Source organism: Staphylococcus sp. GDX8P54P (genome assembly GCF_017893165.1).
GTDB classification, from domain to species: Bacteria; Bacillota; Bacilli; order Staphylococcales; family Staphylococcaceae; genus Staphylococcus; species Staphylococcus borealis.
Genome location: NZ_JAESMM010000010.1, coordinates 76,072 through 93,400 on the forward strand (window position 1 = coordinate 76,072; position 17,329 = coordinate 93,400).

Annotated in this window: 15 protein-coding genes and 2 riboswitches; of the genes, 11 read left to right on the top strand and 4 right to left on the bottom strand. The window is 34.9% G+C overall.

The window, feature by feature from the left end; genetic code table 11:
* Window positions 1-94: 94 nt before the first annotated feature.
* Entirely contained in the window at window positions 95-1,042 is a 948-nt protein-coding gene (locus tag KA909_RS04525) for an LCP family glycopolymer transferase (protein WP_193838875.1), read from the top strand.
* A 139-nt stretch (window positions 1,043-1,181) separates the two neighbouring features.
* On the opposite strand, the gene KA909_RS04530 is transcribed toward KA909_RS04525, so the two are convergent.
* Window positions 1,182-2,651: an alkaline phosphatase gene (locus tag KA909_RS04530; RefSeq protein ID WP_193838876.1), complete on the bottom strand. Its 1,470-nt coding sequence runs from the start codon at window positions 2,649-2,651 to the stop codon at window positions 1,182-1,184.
* Between the two features lie 225 nt (window positions 2,652-2,876).
* A riboswitch (SAM riboswitch) is annotated at window positions 2,877-2,977 on the top strand.
* 73 nt (window positions 2,978-3,050) lie between these two features.
* Between KA909_RS04530 and KA909_RS04535 the strand changes: the two genes are divergently transcribed.
* From KA909_RS04535 to KA909_RS04580, 10 genes are all read left to right on the top strand, one after another.
* Window positions 3,051-3,221, top strand: coding sequence for a hypothetical protein (locus tag KA909_RS04535; protein ID WP_178377494.1), 171 nt, complete (start codon window positions 3,051-3,053; stop codon window positions 3,219-3,221).
* A 176-nt stretch (window positions 3,222-3,397) separates the two neighbouring features.
* Complete coding sequence (locus KA909_RS04540) at window positions 3,398-3,562, top strand: hypothetical protein (protein ID WP_178377493.1); 165 nt, start codon at window positions 3,398-3,400, stop codon at window positions 3,560-3,562.
* A 29-nt stretch (window positions 3,563-3,591) separates the two neighbouring features.
* On the top strand, window positions 3,592-4,260 hold the full coding sequence (locus KA909_RS04545) for a response regulator transcription factor (RefSeq protein WP_070855216.1): 669 nt from the start codon (window positions 3,592-3,594) through the stop codon (window positions 4,258-4,260).
* A gap of 2 nt (window positions 4,261-4,262) precedes the next feature.
* The gene (locus KA909_RS04550; RefSeq protein ID WP_193838877.1) at window positions 4,263-5,159 is read left to right on the top strand and encodes a sensor histidine kinase; all 897 of its coding nucleotides are present in this window, start codon (window positions 4,263-4,265) and stop codon (window positions 5,157-5,159) included.
* 184 nt (window positions 5,160-5,343) lie between these two features.
* Window positions 5,344-6,093 carry an ABC transporter ATP-binding protein gene (locus KA909_RS04555; RefSeq protein WP_210129995.1) on the top strand — a complete coding sequence of 250 codons (750 nt, stop codon included), beginning with the start codon at window positions 5,344-5,346 and terminating at the stop codon, window positions 6,091-6,093.
* 1 nt (window position 6,094) lies between these two features.
* Window positions 6,095-8,086 carry an FtsX-like permease family protein gene (locus KA909_RS04560; protein ID WP_193838878.1) on the top strand — a complete coding sequence of 664 codons (1,992 nt, stop codon included), beginning with the start codon at window positions 6,095-6,097 and terminating at the stop codon, window positions 8,084-8,086.
* A gap of 90 nt (window positions 8,087-8,176) precedes the next feature.
* Complete coding sequence (locus tag KA909_RS04565; RefSeq protein WP_193838879.1) at window positions 8,177-9,100, top strand: DUF4064 domain-containing protein; 924 nt, start codon at window positions 8,177-8,179, stop codon at window positions 9,098-9,100.
* 418 nt (window positions 9,101-9,518) lie between these two features.
* A riboswitch (TPP riboswitch) is annotated at window positions 9,519-9,619 on the bottom strand.
* Window positions 9,620-10,039: 420 nt separating this feature from the next.
* Window positions 10,040-11,239: a 5,10-methylene-tetrahydrofolate dehydrogenase gene (locus KA909_RS04570; protein WP_193838880.1), complete on the top strand. Its 1,200-nt coding sequence runs from the start codon at window positions 10,040-10,042 to the stop codon at window positions 11,237-11,239.
* The gene (locus KA909_RS04575; protein WP_193838881.1) at window positions 11,236-12,357 is read left to right on the top strand and encodes a 5,10-methylene-tetrahydrofolate dehydrogenase; all 1,122 of its coding nucleotides are present in this window, start codon (window positions 11,236-11,238) and stop codon (window positions 12,355-12,357) included. Before KA909_RS04570 ends, KA909_RS04575 begins: the two co-directional genes overlap by 4 nt.
* 182 nt (window positions 12,358-12,539) lie before the next feature.
* A complete protein-coding gene (locus KA909_RS04580; protein WP_210129996.1) occupies window positions 12,540-13,337 on the top strand; it encodes a zinc-ribbon domain-containing protein in 798 nt (265 codons plus the stop codon).
* Window positions 13,338-13,403: 66 nt separating this feature from the next.
* On the opposite strand, the gene KA909_RS04585 is transcribed toward KA909_RS04580, so the two are convergent.
* From KA909_RS04585 to KA909_RS04595, 3 genes are all read right to left on the bottom strand, one after another.
* On the bottom strand, window positions 13,404-14,381 hold the full coding sequence (locus KA909_RS04585; protein WP_193838883.1) for a LacI family DNA-binding transcriptional regulator: 978 nt from the start codon (window positions 14,379-14,381) through the stop codon (window positions 13,404-13,406).
* Between the two features lie 164 nt (window positions 14,382-14,545).
* On the bottom strand, window positions 14,546-15,955 hold the full coding sequence (locus tag KA909_RS04590) for a glycoside hydrolase family 32 protein (protein WP_193838884.1): 1,410 nt from the start codon (window positions 15,953-15,955) through the stop codon (window positions 14,546-14,548).
* 17 nt (window positions 15,956-15,972) lie between these two features.
* Entirely contained in the window at window positions 15,973-17,256 is a 1,284-nt protein-coding gene (locus tag KA909_RS04595) for an MFS transporter (protein WP_193838885.1), read from the bottom strand.
* Between the last annotated feature and the right edge of the window lie 73 nt (window positions 17,257-17,329).

A 17,329-nucleotide genomic window follows, 5' to 3' on the forward strand; every position in this document is an offset into this window, starting at 1 on the left:
ATTCAAATTGCATCTCAGAAGTTGAAAATTAAATCAGCTTAAATTGAGGTGCTTTTTGAGTATATATAGTTGAAAATATAATAGGAGATATAGAATGAAAAAAAGAAAATCAAAGTTATTTAAAATTCTTTTAACTATTTTCATCGTATTACTTATCCTAGCTATAGTTGCTGGAATATATATATTCACTAAGATACATTCTCTTAGTGATAATATTACTACTCCTCTAGGTAGGGATAAATCAGAACTTAGAGATAAGCCTACTAAAGATGGAGATCCTATGACGGTTGTTTTATACGGGATTGATGATGATTCTCAAAGAGAGCAGCAGAGTATGGGTCAGCGTAGCGATTCAATTGTACTAATGTCTATTAATCCTAAAGATAAAAAAACTGTGATGGTAAGTGTGCCCCGTGATACACGTGCTAAAATTGTAGGTCATGGAACTACTGAAAAAATAAATCATGCTTATGCATACGGCGGTCCTAAAATGGCTGTTAATTCATTAGAAAACTTGATGGATGTACCAGTTGATCATTATATTTCTATTGATATGGATGGTGTAACAACAGTTGTAGATGAACTTGGTGGTGTTACTGTAACTAGTAATGCTAGCTTTACTACTAATACAACAAATGGAACTTATAGTTTTAAACAGGGACAATCGTACAAAATGGACGGTAAAGAAGCCTTAGCATACATGCGTAGTCGTAAGGAAGAAGGTGCTGGCGGAGATGAAGGTCGTCAATTACGTCAACAACAAGTGATTACTGCAGTTGCAAGAGAAGCATTCTCTGTTAATTCAGTAACAAAATTGAATGGTATTTTTAAAGCTGCTCAAGATAACTTGAAAACGGACTTAAGTTTCGTGCAGTTAAATCGCTTCAAATCTGATTATGACAAAGCACAAGACAATGTTGAACGTTTAACAATCAATGGTCAAAATGCGCTTGGCGATGACAATTTGTATTACTTCTATCCTGATAAAAATAGCTTAAATGAAGTAAAACAGAAATTAAAAGAAAACTTAAATCTTAATTAAATGAAAGCACTTTGTCGATGACTTTAATCATTGGCAAAGTGCTTTTTTAATCACTATGATCACTTCATATATTTTCAGATACATATCATACAAAAGACAAATAACTACTTTTCAACTAAGTGATCATGTTTATTTCTTATTAATTTTGATTTGAAGTGACATCATCGCTAAAGAAATCAAAGATGTTTTTAGCGTTGTCTGTATTATCGATATTGCCACGGAATTTTTCTGAACCTGGACCTTGTGCATAAATGTCTACATCTTCACCGGTATGGCCGTAAGTTGTCCAACCTGTATGTGATGCTTCGTTGATTGGTTTTTGAATCGCGTCTTGTAATGTCGTTGTTGCTTTTGCTACGTTTTCATCGTCGTCGCTTTTCGCTTTGTCTTGTGCGTCTTTAAGTGCTTTAGTCGCATCTTTCACTTTATCCATTTGTTTAGAAGGGAATTCAATGCCGTAGCCTTCGTTGATTACTTTTTCAGGGTCTTTACCGTCTACAATTTGCTTCGTCATGTATGAACCAGAATGTTTCATATTACGAATGGCTTCAGGTTTCCATACATATTCATCGCCTGAGCCCATTGATAAACCACCAGTAGCATGGTCGGCTGTTGCAACGACTAATGTATCTTTATGGTTTTCAGCGTATTCCATTGCTTTTTGGAATGATTGATCGAAGCTCGACATTTCGGACATAACGCCTGTGATATCGTTTGGATGTGCGGCTTTATCGATTGATGCACCTTCAACCATTAAGAAGAATCCATTTTCATTTTTCTCTAATTTGTCTAATGCTGCGTCTTGCATATCAGCTAATTTTGGTTCATCAGCTGATGCGTCAATTTGTAATGGCATATCTTTTTCAGAGAATAAACCTAAGACTTGATCACTTTGTGAATTTGCAAGTTCATCTTTGTTTGTAACGTAATCATAACCGTCTTTTTGGAATTTATCTGTTAGGTTACCATTGTCTTTACCGAAGTATTTAGCGCCGCCACCTAATAAGACGTCGACTTTATGTTGACCATTGATTTTATCATTATAGAATTGTTGTGCGATTTCATCTTTCTTACCGCGATCGTCAACGTGTGCGGCATAAACGGCAGGTGTTGCATCAGTAATTTCAGCTGTTGACACTAAGCCAGTTGCTTTGCCGTTTTCTTTAGCTTGTTCTAACACGGTTTTTAATTTGTTTTTGTTTGTGTCTACACCGATTGCACCGTTATATGATTTATGTCCAGTACTTAATGCTGTACCGGCAGCTGCTGAGTCTGTGATGTTTTCTTTTTCATCATCGTTATGTGTTTGGTGTGCACCTGTTAAGTATTTGTCGAATGATGTTTTTTCAACTTCTTTAGTATCAGGATTATCTGCAAAGTGACGGTATGCAGAAGTGTGTGATTTACCCATACCATCGCCGACCATGAAGATAACGTTTTTAGGATTCTTCGTATTACCTATTGCCATGTAATCTTCATCTTGTCCTTGTTGGCCTTGATTACCTTCACCAGAACCTGATGCAAATGACACGTGTGTCGTCCCTAACACGGATGCAGCTAAGATTGAACTCGCTAGCGTTGTCTTACCAAATTTGTTGATGAAACTCATTTTAAAAAAAGCCCCCTAATATGTATAGTGTGTAGTTGTTACACTCTTTATATTAAGAAATTTTATTTGATTTTCAGTTAGTATAAAGTTATTTTTAAGTTAAGTAATTGTAAACAATTATTAATGTATAGAATTTATTTTATATTTAGTTTTATCAAATATTGCAAGCTTTATACTTTTACATTGTTCATTAATAAGCTATAATACATATAAATAAAATAGTTTGTCTTATTAAGAGTGAGTGGAGGGAATTGGCCCTATGAAGCTCCAGCAACTGCGTTTGACGTGAGGTGCTAAATCCAACAGGGATTCCTGAAAGATAAGAAGATGTCCGTGAGCGCTTCTTATTTAAGGAGGGCTATTTTATTTACCCAAATTTATGAAAAGGTGGTAAAACATATGGCAACATTGCAAGAACTATTTGAACAATTAGATTATTGGAAGCAGTATTCACCAAAGCGTTATGGTGGAAGTATGATGAAAGTGGCTAAGATAGGAGAAACTAAAACGCAAATATACAATAGTGTTTCTATTGAGGATATTAGAACGTACATCTTAAATAAAAAGTAATAATGGATGTTCATCGGCATAAATAATTAGACGTTATAGTATAAGAAGCGGTACGTTGAAATCGTCATGATTTTGGTATCGCTTCTGTTTTATGATGTTCATTTTATAAGTAAAGTTGTAAAATGAAGACGAAGACGATGTAGCTATCGAATATAAGAAATAGAGGTGTTCAATCGATGATATTAATTATGTTATCACCACTACTTATCATTGGATTTATCGCATTATCAATCATGGAAGAACGTAAGCGTAAAAAGCGAACTGAACATAAAGATGTAGAATTAGAAAAGGAAAAGAACAAAATTTCAAATCCTGACTATGATGATAATGATAAAGCATAAAATTAAACGTGTAATGAAAGGTGAGCAATATGAAAGTATTAATCGTGGAAGATGACTTTGTCATTGCGGAAAGTTTAGAGCAAGCGTTAGCGCAGTGGCATTACGATGTCATTGTGGCCAAACAATTTGATAATATTCTTGACGAGTTTCAAACACATCAACCACAACTTGTGTTGCTCGATATCAATTTACCAACATATAATGGTTATCATTGGTGTCAAGAAATTCGTAAGACATCTAATGTGCCAATCATGTTTATTAGTTCAAGAACGGATAATATGGATCAAATTATGGCAATCCAAATGGGTGGCGATGATTTTATCGAGAAACCATTTAATCTATCATTGACTGTGACTAAGATTCAAGCATTACTACGTAGAACGTATGATTTAGCAGTCTCTAATAATGAAGTTACGGTTAAAGATTGCAAGCTTGTTGTGGACGAAGCAACGCTTTACCATAATGATGAATCCGTTCAATTATCCTTTACCGAATTACAAATTTTGAATATGCTGTTTCGTAATGAAGGTAAGTATGTCAGTCGTACAGCTTTAATTGAAAAGTGTTGGGAATCTGAGAATTTTATCGATGACAATACGTTAGCAGTGAATATGACGCGTTTACGTAAGAAATTACAATCAATCGGTATTGTAGATTTAATTGAAACGAAGAAGAATGTTGGATATAAGGTGTCGTAATGATGGTGAAAGCATTTTTAAAATCGATTTTAAATGAAATCATTATTGTCGTGATGTTTCTGCTATTGTTTTTACTTATCTTCTTTCTCTTTAATTTGCCACTGAGTGCCTATGTATTGGGTGCAGGAATTATACTGTTTATCATGGTTATCTACTGGTTAGTACAGTTAAGTGGCTTTAAAGCGGAAATTAAGAAGGAAGATTTGATTCATGATCTTGAATATGAACTGCAACACGTTAAGAGTAATCAAACTGCGTATCAAGAGAGTGTGGAGAACTACTTCTTAACTTGGGTGCATCAGATGAAGACGCCTATTACAGCATCTAAATTATTATTAGAACGCAACGAAGAGAATGTGGTCAATCGTGTACGCCAAGAAATTATTCAAATTGATAATTATACAAGCTTAGCCTTAAGTTATTTGAAACTAATGAACCAGGAAACGGACATGTCCTTTTCAAAGGTATCCATTAATGATTTAGTGCGGCCATTAATTATGAAATATTCGATTCAATTTATTGACCAGAAGACTAAGATTCATTATGAACGGTGCGAAGATGAGGTGCTTACGGATGCACAATGGTGTTCAATCATGATTGAACAACTATTAAATAATGCGTTGAAGTATGCTCGAGGTAAGGATATTTGGATTACGTTTGATCAACAACAGCGCGTCTTGACCATTCGTGATAATGGTATCGGCATTAGTCGAGCGGACTTACCGAAGATCTTTGATAAGGGCTATTCAGGTTATAACGGTCGGTTGAATGACAAATCATCTGGTATCGGCTTGTTTATCGTTAAACATATAGCGCGACATTTACATCATCACGTAGATGTTCAGTCTGAACTTAATCAAGGTACCGCATTTAGTATTTATTTCCCGAAAAATAATTAAACTTTCAATATTGTAAGCTAGCCAACAACATTTGTAAGAAATTATCAATGTTGTTGGTCTTTTTTTGTTTTATGATAGAGATAACAATCAAGCACTTGAAGTAGTCTTAGCACAATGTATAGGATGCCATCTTGAATAAGACTACTTTAGATAACAGAACTTTTAAGAAAGTGAGGGTACGACGATGTTATTAGACGTTAAGAATGTAAAGAAAACGTTTGGTAGAGGACTGAATGCGACGACAGCGCTCAATGGCATTTCGTTCACCGTTAATAAGGGTGAGTTTGTAGCGATTATGGGTGAATCGGGTTCAGGTAAATCTACGTTACTAAACTTAATTGCCACGTTTGATAAAGTGTCTGAGGGTCAGATCACAATTAATAATCAAGATATTCGCAAGTTACGTAATAAACAAATTGCACATTTCCGTCGTGATAACCTTGGTTTCGTCTTTCAAGATTTCAACGTGCTGCCAACGATGACCAATCAAGATAATATGTTAATGCCCCTCGTTCTTGCGAATCGTTCGCATAAAGTGATGGCGGAGCGGATTAAATCGTTGAGCGCAAAGCTAGGTGTTGAGACATTGCTTAATAAATATCCGTATCAAATTTCGGGTGGTGAACAACAACGTATTGCGATTGGTCGTGCCTTAATCAATGAACCGGATTTATTACTTGCAGATGAGCCAACGGGTGCGCTCGATTCAAAGACATCTAAACAAATTATGACGTTGTTTCGAGATATTAATGATCATGCACAAACGATACTCATGGTCACTCATTCAACCATTGATGCCGTTTATGCGCAACGCGTATTGTTTATTAAAGATGGCCGTTTGTATCATGAAATCTATCGAGGAGAGGAATCGCAACAAGCATTTCAGAAACGTATCGCTGATAGTTTGGCCATTTTAAATGAAAGAGGGGACTAATATGACCATACACTTGTTATGGAAGATGATTGCTCAGAATTTCAAAATGCAGCGACATGTCATTATGCCCTTCATACTCGCACTGGGTATCATGTTCGCAGCTGAATTTATTCTACTGTCACTTAATATGAATACATATGTGCAACAACGTAGTCAGCTATTGCCGATATTTATTGGCATTGGCAATTTCTTTATGAGTGTCTTGGGGTTCATATTTATCTTATATGCGAACCGCTTCATAATGAAACGTCGTCAGCAAGAACTTGCGATGAATATGATACTGGGCATGGAGAAGAAACATTTCCGATTGATTATGCTGATTGAAATGTTATATCAATATATCTTCATTGCACTTATCAGTATTATCGGAGGCTATCTCTTTGGTGTGTTAATCTTTATGCTGATGAATAAACTGATGCATCAAACGGGTATGTCAGTCATGGATTATCCGTTTAATGTGAAAGCGATGCTTATTACATTAGCCTTACTAGCTGCAGTGATGTTATTGCTATTCTTCATTAATAACGTGAAAATCATGTTCCAAAGTCCTATCAAATTAATTTCTCAACGTCAGAGGTCTGAAAGAAAACTACCACAATTTGTGTTGTATAGCTTGCTCGTTATTGGCATCATTACGTTATTTAACAGTTATCATATTGCCCTTTCTAATCAAATGGTCTTGCGCTCGCTATATAATTTGTTCGGTGCCATTGGATTGGTCATGATTGGGACGTACTGTTTATATTTGTCGTTGGGTATTTTACTGTTGGATTGGTTAAAGCGCATTCCAAGTTTGTATTATAATCCGAAATATTTCTTTACGATTTCAGGTTTACAGTCTAGGATGAATTCGAATGCCATTGGACTCGCGAGCATTACGATGTTATGTACCTTTTTAATTGTCACTGTTGGTATGACGATTTCAACGTATCGTGGCATATCGAATCAAGTGGATGTCATTATCTCAGATCAATATAGAGTTTCAATCAATGGTAATATTCATAATAATCCGAAGACGCAGGAGAAGGTGCGTCATTTAGAACGTGATATTAAAGCACATGCTAAAGTTGATTTCTTTAAAAAGAATGCAGTCTCACTCATTGCAGTGGATTATCAGCAACCAGGCCTATTTAAACACCGTAATAATAAAGATTATAGTTTGACGATTAATGGTACCTATCTCGTGATTATGACGCAGCATGATTATAATACGCTAAACACGCAGAAAGTGAAGTTGAAACAAGACGAGTTAGGATTTGAAAGTTTAAATCAGCCTTTTAAAAAATTAAGCACGGCAACAATGATGGGTGATCGCTTCAAGATTAAACACATCAATGGTCATAATTATTCATATCCAGTTCCTGGTGCATTAACAGTGATTACGCCAGACAATAAGACATACCAACAATTAACTAATTATTATGTTAATGCTGATAAGAACGATCATCATGGCACGAATAGTGTCCAGAATACGTTTCTGCATTTTAATATTATGACGAAACAGACTGCAGACTTTGATCGCATAAAGCATACGCTCATGAAACGTTATGATGTGTATATTGATAATAAAAAAGATGTAGCGGCTACTTTGTATGAAATCAATGGTGGGCTTATCTTTATTGGAACGGTAGTGTCTATCATTCTATTCATAGGCACATTCTTAATGATGTATTATAAAAATGTTGCAGAAGGTTATGAGGATCGTAAAAATTATCAAATTATGCAGCAAGTGGGTATTGATAAAGCGCGTATTAAAGCTACCATTAATAAACAAATTATCTGGATATTTGCATTACCGATTATTGTGGCAACGATGCATGTGATCTTTGCCTCCAAGATCATATTTAATGTTTTAGGCATTCTCAATGTGAACCGCATTGGTGTGTTTGTGACCAGTTATGTCGGCGTCATCATATCGATTGTTGTGATTTACGCCTTAATGTATTGGATTACCTCACGCATTTACTACATGATTGTTAATCGATACCATTAAATATTTGCGTTAGAAATTTGTTATACTTTTTGGAAAATAAGTGTAACCTAGTTCACGCAAGGGTATAGAACAAAAAAAGGAGGCGTAAAAATGGCTAATCAAACAAACGATTATACATCGCATCAAACGCAAAACAACAAAATTAAACGCACAGTAGAACATATTCTTACTTGGATAGGGGTTGCATTACAAGCGTTAATTGCAATCATGTTCTTAGTTCTTAAACCATTAATGAGCAATGATAGTTTCAAAGATCAAATGATTAGAGACTCTCAAAATCAAGGTAATACACTCTCTGCATCTGAAATGAACCAAGGTTTCGATGCCTTAGGTAGTTTCTTCAGTTTCTTAACTTGGGGTGCCGTGATTACATTAGTATTAGCAATCATCGGTGGTATTCTTATTAGTAAGAAACCTAAAATCGCAGGTATCTTATTAATTATTGCAGCGCTAGTTGCCATTATGTCTAACTGGATTAGTGCTATCCTTTGGATTGTAGCAGGTATCATGTTATTAGTAAGAAAAGGTAAGAAGAATGACACTTATGACAATGGTTACTACGACAACAACAACCGTAACCATGACTATGATAACCGTCATGACGATAAAGCAGTTAACGCTAAAAATAATGCCTTTATCTTAGATGAAGAAGATAAAGCTAAAGAACAAAGCGCAATTAAAGAACACTATTCAAATGATGATGTGCATCATGATAGTCAGCAACATTCTAATGAGGATGTGCACAATGGTAGCCATCAACATTTAAATCATAGTGATGATAACAATCGTTACGTCAATACGCGTCATGATTCTGAACACAATGTGGACCATGACCGAGATCAACATAACAACCATACGCAATATGGTTCTCGTAGCGATAGATATCAAGATGAAGCGCAAAAGGATGTAAGTGATTTTGAACAATCACAACACAATCAGAAAGATCAAGATTTTGTACGTGAAGAAGCGGACAAATTGAAAGATAAAAAAGATAACGATCCTTACAAATATTAATATTGAATACGTTGATGAATGACTAGGTTTGAAAAAACTGTTTTGAGCGCATTTTCAAATCAGTCAGTTATAAATTAAGCTGAGACACCATAGAGTGTCTCAGCTTTTTTATGAAAAAAATAAGTCGGCGACGCTCCTAAGTTAGCATCACCGACGTTACGTTAATTTCTATTATATGGATAAATGAATTGGATAAATAAAATGAATTTTCTACAATGCTACTAGTCTGAGTTTCTCTCAGACACGACCTACATCACTATGGTACACACGCTACAATAATCAAGTTGTCTGGCAGTCACCTCTATTACGCTGTTTAAAGTAAAAAATACGCAACCTTCACACATAGGAAAGTCACGTAAATAATAGATGTCAGCTTATATGAAATAAGGCATAGTTATCTAAACCTTAAATATGATCTACAATTCCGTCCACACTTTCCTACGCTAGTACGACCTAGTTCAGGTTCAAAGGGTTTGGAGTCATACTCCATCTCAGTTTAAAACACCCCTAGTGCATATATTTATACTATATATCTAATTTAGTAGTTTTAAATCTAGAAGTCAAGGCTATACAATGATGCGTTGTGATTATAGCGTGATAAAGGGAGTGGGATAGAATTCTTTTAAATTCATCTTCCCTCTCCCAACTTGCTTTGCTTGTAGAATTTCTTTAGGAAATTCTCTTTGTTGGGGCCCCGCCCGCAAGGATGACTAGAACTGAGAAAAGCTTGATTTAAGTGCCTTCTCAGTTCAGTCAGCTACTGCGAATTTGCTAAATAGCATTATTATATTATTTATGTCCCAGTCTCCTAATTTTATTGTAAAAAGTATTGTTATTATCATAAAATGAACATTGCATCATTTTGATCATCGTGAAATAATCACTTTCCAAAATAAGACATCGTTAAACGAATACATCGTAAATGGAAGGAGGTTCAACATGACCTATACGATTGGGTTAGTGCCATCGCCTGGTGTGGCACATAAGCTAGTGGAACATGCGATACCTAAAATTAAACAGCAGTTGCATGAACGTATCGATGAAGTGGATGACTGGCACTTTGAGCGCAAAGTAGATTTGCTAATAGGATCTGCTGAAGATGTGCATGAAAGTATTGATAAAGCTGCTGAGTTGAAGGAAACATATCAATGGGATGTCGTCATCTGTATTACGGATTTACCAAGTATCTCCGGTAATAAAGTCGTGATTAGTGACTTTAATAGTGAGAAACGTGTGTCAATGCTCTCATTACCTGCGCTAGGTTGGATCGATTTAGAACGCAAGCTAGTGAAAAGTATGACAACGCTCGTCGAACAGTTATATCGCAATAACACGAAAGAACGTCCGAAAGTGCATCCGCTTATTCAGCCTAAAGCGGTTGACCCTAGAGAAGATGATAGTCCTAAGAGACGGTATATTAATCGGTTCTTAATATTAGGTTGGATTCAACTTATCTTAGGTTTGACACGCGCAAATGAGCCATGGAAGAACTTATTTAATTTCAAGAAGATTATTTCGGTTGCGTTTGCCACTGGGACTTACGTATCCATCTTCTCGATGCCATGGGAATTAAGTGTTCAATATTTAACCATCAGATTTATTGTCCTCATGATTATTTCTATATTAGGGATGGCTGGATGGCTATTATATGCGCATCAACTATTTGAAGAAAAGACGGCGAAATCACAACGTGTATATCGTTACACCTATAATGCAACGACATTACTGACTTTAGTCATGATTACATTGATGAATTATATTGTTTTATATGTATTACTTTCCATCAGTGTCTCATTATTCGTACCTGTGAGTTTATTTAATAATTGGACAAGTGCGAACCCTGACTTTACATTTGTGAATTATTTAAAATTATTATGGTTTGTATCCTCACTTGGGTTATTAGCCGGGGCAATGGGTTCCACTGTAGAGAATGAAGAGAAGATTCGTCGCATTACGTATTCGTATCGTCAGTATCATCGTTATAAAGAAGCGCAACAAGAAGAAAAAGAGAAAGAAGCACAACAATCACAAGACGTATCACATCGTGAAGTTGAACAGTCTTCATCAAACAATGAAAGCAATGATGATGAATCCTATGAAGGTAAGAAACAAGACCATAGAGAGGAGGATGACGCATGAACGAAGCGAAAACAATCGGTTTAGTTGTCGCACCGGGTGTGACAGAGAAACTTGCTGAAAGTTTAATGGACGATATTCCGAATATCCTGTCTCATCAGAATAACAACCAACACGAATGGAAAGTGGACCTTGTGGTTGATCCTCTGACTGGTTACGCTGAATCGGTAGGGAAAATTTTCAAAAAAATACAAGACTATCATGATCAGCGCCAATGGGATTATGTTGTAGCTATCACAGATTTACCCATGTTTCACAACGAGCGTGTGTTAGCATTGGATATCAACAAGAAGAACGGCGCGGCTGTATTCTCGTATCCTGCATTTGGTTGGCGTCCGGTTAAGCAACGTTTCAAGAATGCGATTATAGCAATTATTAATGAAGTGCATCATTCTGAAGCGGAAAACAGTGACTATGATAGCCATAATGAGGTCGCATACGCTGTTAACAAACAATTCCCATTTTCCAAAATTGAAAAAACTGAAGTGCGTCTAGATGAAACAGGCAATGATCATTTACGCTATTTATCTAACACACGGTCAATGGGAATGATTCGTCTAGTTAGTGGTATGACCTTTGCGAATAACCCACTTAACATGATGGCCAGTTTAAGTAATATTGTGGCCATTGCCTTCACTACAGGCGCATTTGGTTTAATATTTACTACTATGTGGCAGATGAGCATGGAATTCTCAATGTGGCGCCTCTTTGGTATCTCAGTGATTGCAGTGTTAGGTATGTTACTTTGGATTATGATGTCCCATGATTTGTGGGAGTCAGTAAAACAAAGTCGTAATCAACGCATTACATGGTTATATAATTTAACTACTGTGATGACACTATTTGTAGCGATTATTATTTATTATTTTATTCTCTACATGTTATTTTTAATTGCTGAACTGGTATTATTACCAGCTGATTTTCTAGGACAACAGGTTGGTTTGAAAGGGCCGGCTGGAATCGATTTATATCTTAGCATTCCATGGTTCGCAGCATCTATTTCGACTGTTGCAGGTGCTATTGGTGCTGGACTATTGAATGACCAATTAATTAAAGAAAGTACGTATGGTTACCGACAACAAATGCGATATGATGACAGAAATCAGAACGAGAATGATTAAATTGAAGTCGAGAAGCGCAATGCGTTTATCGGCTTTATTTTTTAGACACGATAAAAAAATGATAGAAAATCACTGTTGCTTACTTTAAAATGAACTATAACGTGGATGTCGACATAGATAAAAGACTTAATCTCACACCCAACATCTAGATTTAACAGCATGAAGTGAAAGAAGGTAATATCATGAGATTTTGTCCTAAGTGTGGTAACAAGCTGATAAACGAGCAACATTTTTGTAATAGATGTGGCTATGATTTACATCTATTTGAAGATATTTCAGAAAGCGTGCAATATGAACCGCCTACTCATAAAACAAGGATTTGGCCATTTGTATTAATTGGGTTGGTCGTTATTGGCATTATCGTCAGTTGTTGTTTTGCGTATTATCATTTCTTTTTAAAGGAAACAGAACAGCCAAAACAGACTGCGACTACGACGACGCATGTGAAGAAAGAGAAAGCGACAACGGATGAAGATAAAGTGTCTAACGATCCTGTTAAAGCTGAAAAGCAAAAAGCCAAACAAAGAGAAGATGAAAAGCACAAAGTGACAGATACGACGCAATTACAAGGCCCTCAAATTGATGTCATGAGTGAAGATTTCCATAGGTCATTTATGCAAAAGGATACAAGGGATGGTTATATGGGAATTAAACCAGGCATGACTAGAGCAGAAGTAGAGAAACGATATGGAAAAGGTACTTTAATGCCTCATATTGAGGGGTTTCATGAAGATTTTGTAAAGTATGGCAATATAGCCGTGGTATATAGTTTTCATACGCAATATAATACTGTAGCAAGGATTGCAGTTGCGCCCGATAACATTAGTGAGCAAGCATTTATAACAAGATATAACTCTTATGAAGATCATAATTTAGCTGGGCAATACGTATACGATAGTGTGAAAAATAATGATTTTCAAATTATAGCCACTGCAGTAAATGGCAAAGTTGTCTTAATTGAATGTGCACCAGGTGAGTAAAGCGTATTAAAATTTTTGAAATAAAACCATTAATCCGATTTAATATGTTGGATTAATGGTTTTTATTTATCCAGTTGAACCCTCCCATAAGGTAACTGGCAATATATATTCTTGTTCTGTAGGTTCCGAATTTAGTCTTTTTTCTAAAATTTCAATTGCTTTGTCAGTAATCGCATCGATGGGTTGGATAATAGATGTAAGTTGAGGCATTAATGTTCTAATTAATTGCGTGCCATCATAGCCAATAATTTTTAAGTCCTCAGGAACACGTTTACCCATTGATAGTGCAAGTTGATAAATTTGTAAAGCATCCGTATCATTTGAAGCAAATATTGCTTCTACATCAGGATGTTCTTGGAAAATGGATTTAAAGATATTAAGCTTGCTAGAATAGTCTAAGCTGAAGTCTATTGTATAAGTTATTGGAGTAAGTTGATGTGATTGCATGGTATCTTCGTAAGCACTTTGTCTTAAATTTGCAGGTGTATTTACATCAATGGGACCATTCGTATGAATTATTTTAGATGCTCCATTTTTAATTAAACGTTTAGTTGCTAGCAAACCACCGTAGTAATTATCTGAACGAATATCAGGAATATCTTCGTTAACAATTCTATCAATTGCAACAATTGGTAAATTAACATTTTTATATTGATCAATGCCTATATTATGTGTACCAACGACTAATGCATCAATTTGATTAGAAAGTAACTGATTCATATAATGGGTCTCTTTTTCGGGATTATTCATGGAATTGCCAATAATAACATTATAACCTCGATTATATAATTTAGTTTCTAGTTCATTGATAAGTTCACCAAAAAAAGGATTCGATACAGTAGGGAAAAGCAATCCAATAATGTTGGTTTTTTGTTTAAATAGTTGACGAGCCGCTGAATTAGGTTGATAATTTAAATCTTTCATTGCCTTATAGACATTATCTTTAGTTTTTTGACTGATATAACCCCGATTGTTTAGAACTCGGGAAACAGTCGTTTTAGATACATTAGCTAACTTGGCAACATCCTCTAATTTTGGCTTCATATCTTTCACTCCAATTTCCAATAATATCATTAGTTATTATCTCTTAATTAAAATAATAATGCTAACTAAAAAGGAACAAGATTAAGATTCAAAGTAAAAAATGAATTTTTTCTTGTTCCTATTAAATAAATTAATTGCAATTCAAAGTATTTTGTTTTTAATTATTAAAATGAAATGGTATTATTTTTTAACTCATAAATGCTTGATTCTATTAGAATATTGTCATTACTAGAGACCCATACTTGTGGAGGTTCTTCACTATAATAGCGCTCAGTAAAAACAGATTCGCCATCATTAATGAAAATTTCAACTGAACTTGTATCTAAATATAATTGAAGATTTATGATGTCACTGTCTTTGATAATAGAATATCGATAATCACCTTTATCAAAGCGATAAAGACTAAATTTATGAGATAGGGCATCATAAGTTAAAGATATGAGTTGATTATTAGCGTTTTTGAATTCAATATTAAAATTTTTATTTGGACCTTTTAAATTGATTTCAGCATGGTACTTATCATTTAATAATAATCTTGGTTGATTAAGATTAAGTGAATTGTGAGTACCATCATTTATACGTAACATTGTTAATTCGCTAACTGGGCGCATATATAAATGATTATTCTTAAGATATAACTCTCTAGGTAATGTTAATGCTCCAGACCAACCGTCATGTTTTTCAGGCATTTCACTTTCCCACATAGCCATCCAACCAATAAGAATGCGTCGACCATCAGGTGCTTGCATTGTTTGAGGTGCATAGAAGTCATGGCCGTGGTCTAGTTCTTTAAATTCACCTCTTGTGAATTTATGGCTTTCATAATCAAGTTCACCAACAAAATAACCATTTTGGAATAAATTTAAATATTGCTCTTCTTCAGCATCCATACCTTGAGGAGAAAATAAGAATACATATTTACCATCAACTTCAAACAAATCAGGACATTCCCACATATATCCTTCAGTTTGTTTCCCTTTTGATTCATTGACAGGGCCTAAATATTCCCATTTTAGTAAATCCTCTGAACGATACATGATAATTCGACCGAGTTCATCTTTGTTTTGACTACCAACAATCATATAATAGCTATCACCGTGTTGCCATACTTTAGGATCTCGGAAATGATGTGTATTATCTTCAGGTGCTTGAGGAATAATAGCGTTTTTTTCATATTTAATAAAATGAACCCCATCATCACTATAAGCAAGATTTTGATTTTGCCAGAAGTGCTCTGGATCATTATCTCCATAATAATGATGTCCTGTATAAAAGAGGTATAATCTATCATTTTTCTCGATAGCTGTACCTGAAAAGCAACCGTTCTTATCTTCTTCGTCACCAGGAGTTAGTGCTATTGGAAGTGTTTCCCAATGGACTAAATCTTTACTTCTTGCATGTCCCCAATGCATAGGGCCCCACTCTGGCGCATATGGATAATGTTGATAAAAAATATGATAGTAGCCATTATAATAAGTAAAACCATTAGGGTCATTAATCCAACCTGATTTTGGCATTATGTGATAGCCTAAACGATAACGTGCGTTAGTTACTGTAATTGGTTCTTTATTCATTCTTTTCTTCCTTTCAATTATATTTGATTTTTTATAAAGGGATCACCATATACATATTCGTCATCTTTTCTTAAAGTGATGAAAGCAAAAATACCAGCCAGTAATACAATGAATGAGATAACAAAGAATGTCGGTTGATAACCGATATTATCTCTTAATATTCCAAGTGGACTTGACAAAATAACTTGCCCAATTTGAGCAGATACTTGATATCCAACCATGTAGATAGTAGCTGAGACTTTAGTGTCAAAATGTAGTGTTATGTAACGAAATATTGGTAAGACAAATAATGGTACTTCTAGGGCATGAAACATCTTAATAAATGAGATGCTTATTGGACCTTGAGCAATTCCACATAAACCTATTCTTAAAAACATTACGGATGCACCTAGTAATAAGGTTTTTCTGACGCCAATTTTTGACATAATGATTGGAACAATACCCATCATCAGTGCTTCAAAGAAAACTTGTACAGAATTTAATACACCGTACGTTTGTTGTCCTACACTAGGATTCTCAAATAGTTTAGTGTAAAATTCTGGAAACATTTGTTGGTCGAAAATTGTATAAAATGACCATGAAAAAGTAATGAAAATAACAATAATCCAAATGTCTTTCACTTTTAATAATGCCAACATACTTTTGATAGACGGAACAGATTCTTCTTCATTTTGTTCAATATTATGCTTGGCACGTTGCTCTGCATCAGTCTTCCAAAAAATTAAGACAAGTAGTAAAATGGCACCTAATATTGAACCTAGCCAAAAGTTTAAGTGAGGGTCAATGACAAAAGTAAATCCAGCAACTAATGCCATAACAGCATAACCAAATGAACCCCATGCTCTCGATTGACCATAATTAAAATTAAAAAATCGGCTAAATCTTTCTCCAACTGCTTCATAAGCACCAACGGCAGCCAAAAATCCACATGATAAGAAAATGGCACCAATAATCGCACCTAACCAAAAATTTGATTGAATAAGAGGCGCATAAATCCAAATGAAAAATGGTCCAACAAACGTTGAGAATAAAGAACAAAAAATTAATAGTGTTCTCTTGATTGCAAGTTTATCTTGGGTAACGCCATATACAAACATTAAAAGCAAAGTTACAAATGAATTTGCTGAGTAAATGGTACCTACTTGGCCACCAGTTAAGCCTAAACCATTATCTTTAGAAGTTAACCATATCTGGAAAAATGACCACCATATACTCCAAGATGCGAAGAATAACATAAAGATTAATGACGTTTGTAAATAAGATTTGTTTTTAAAAGGACTAATTAAATGTGACATATTCATAATATCTCTCCTCAATATTTGAAAACGCTTTCTTAAATTTAATTAAAGTTTATATTCAATATCCTTTTATGTC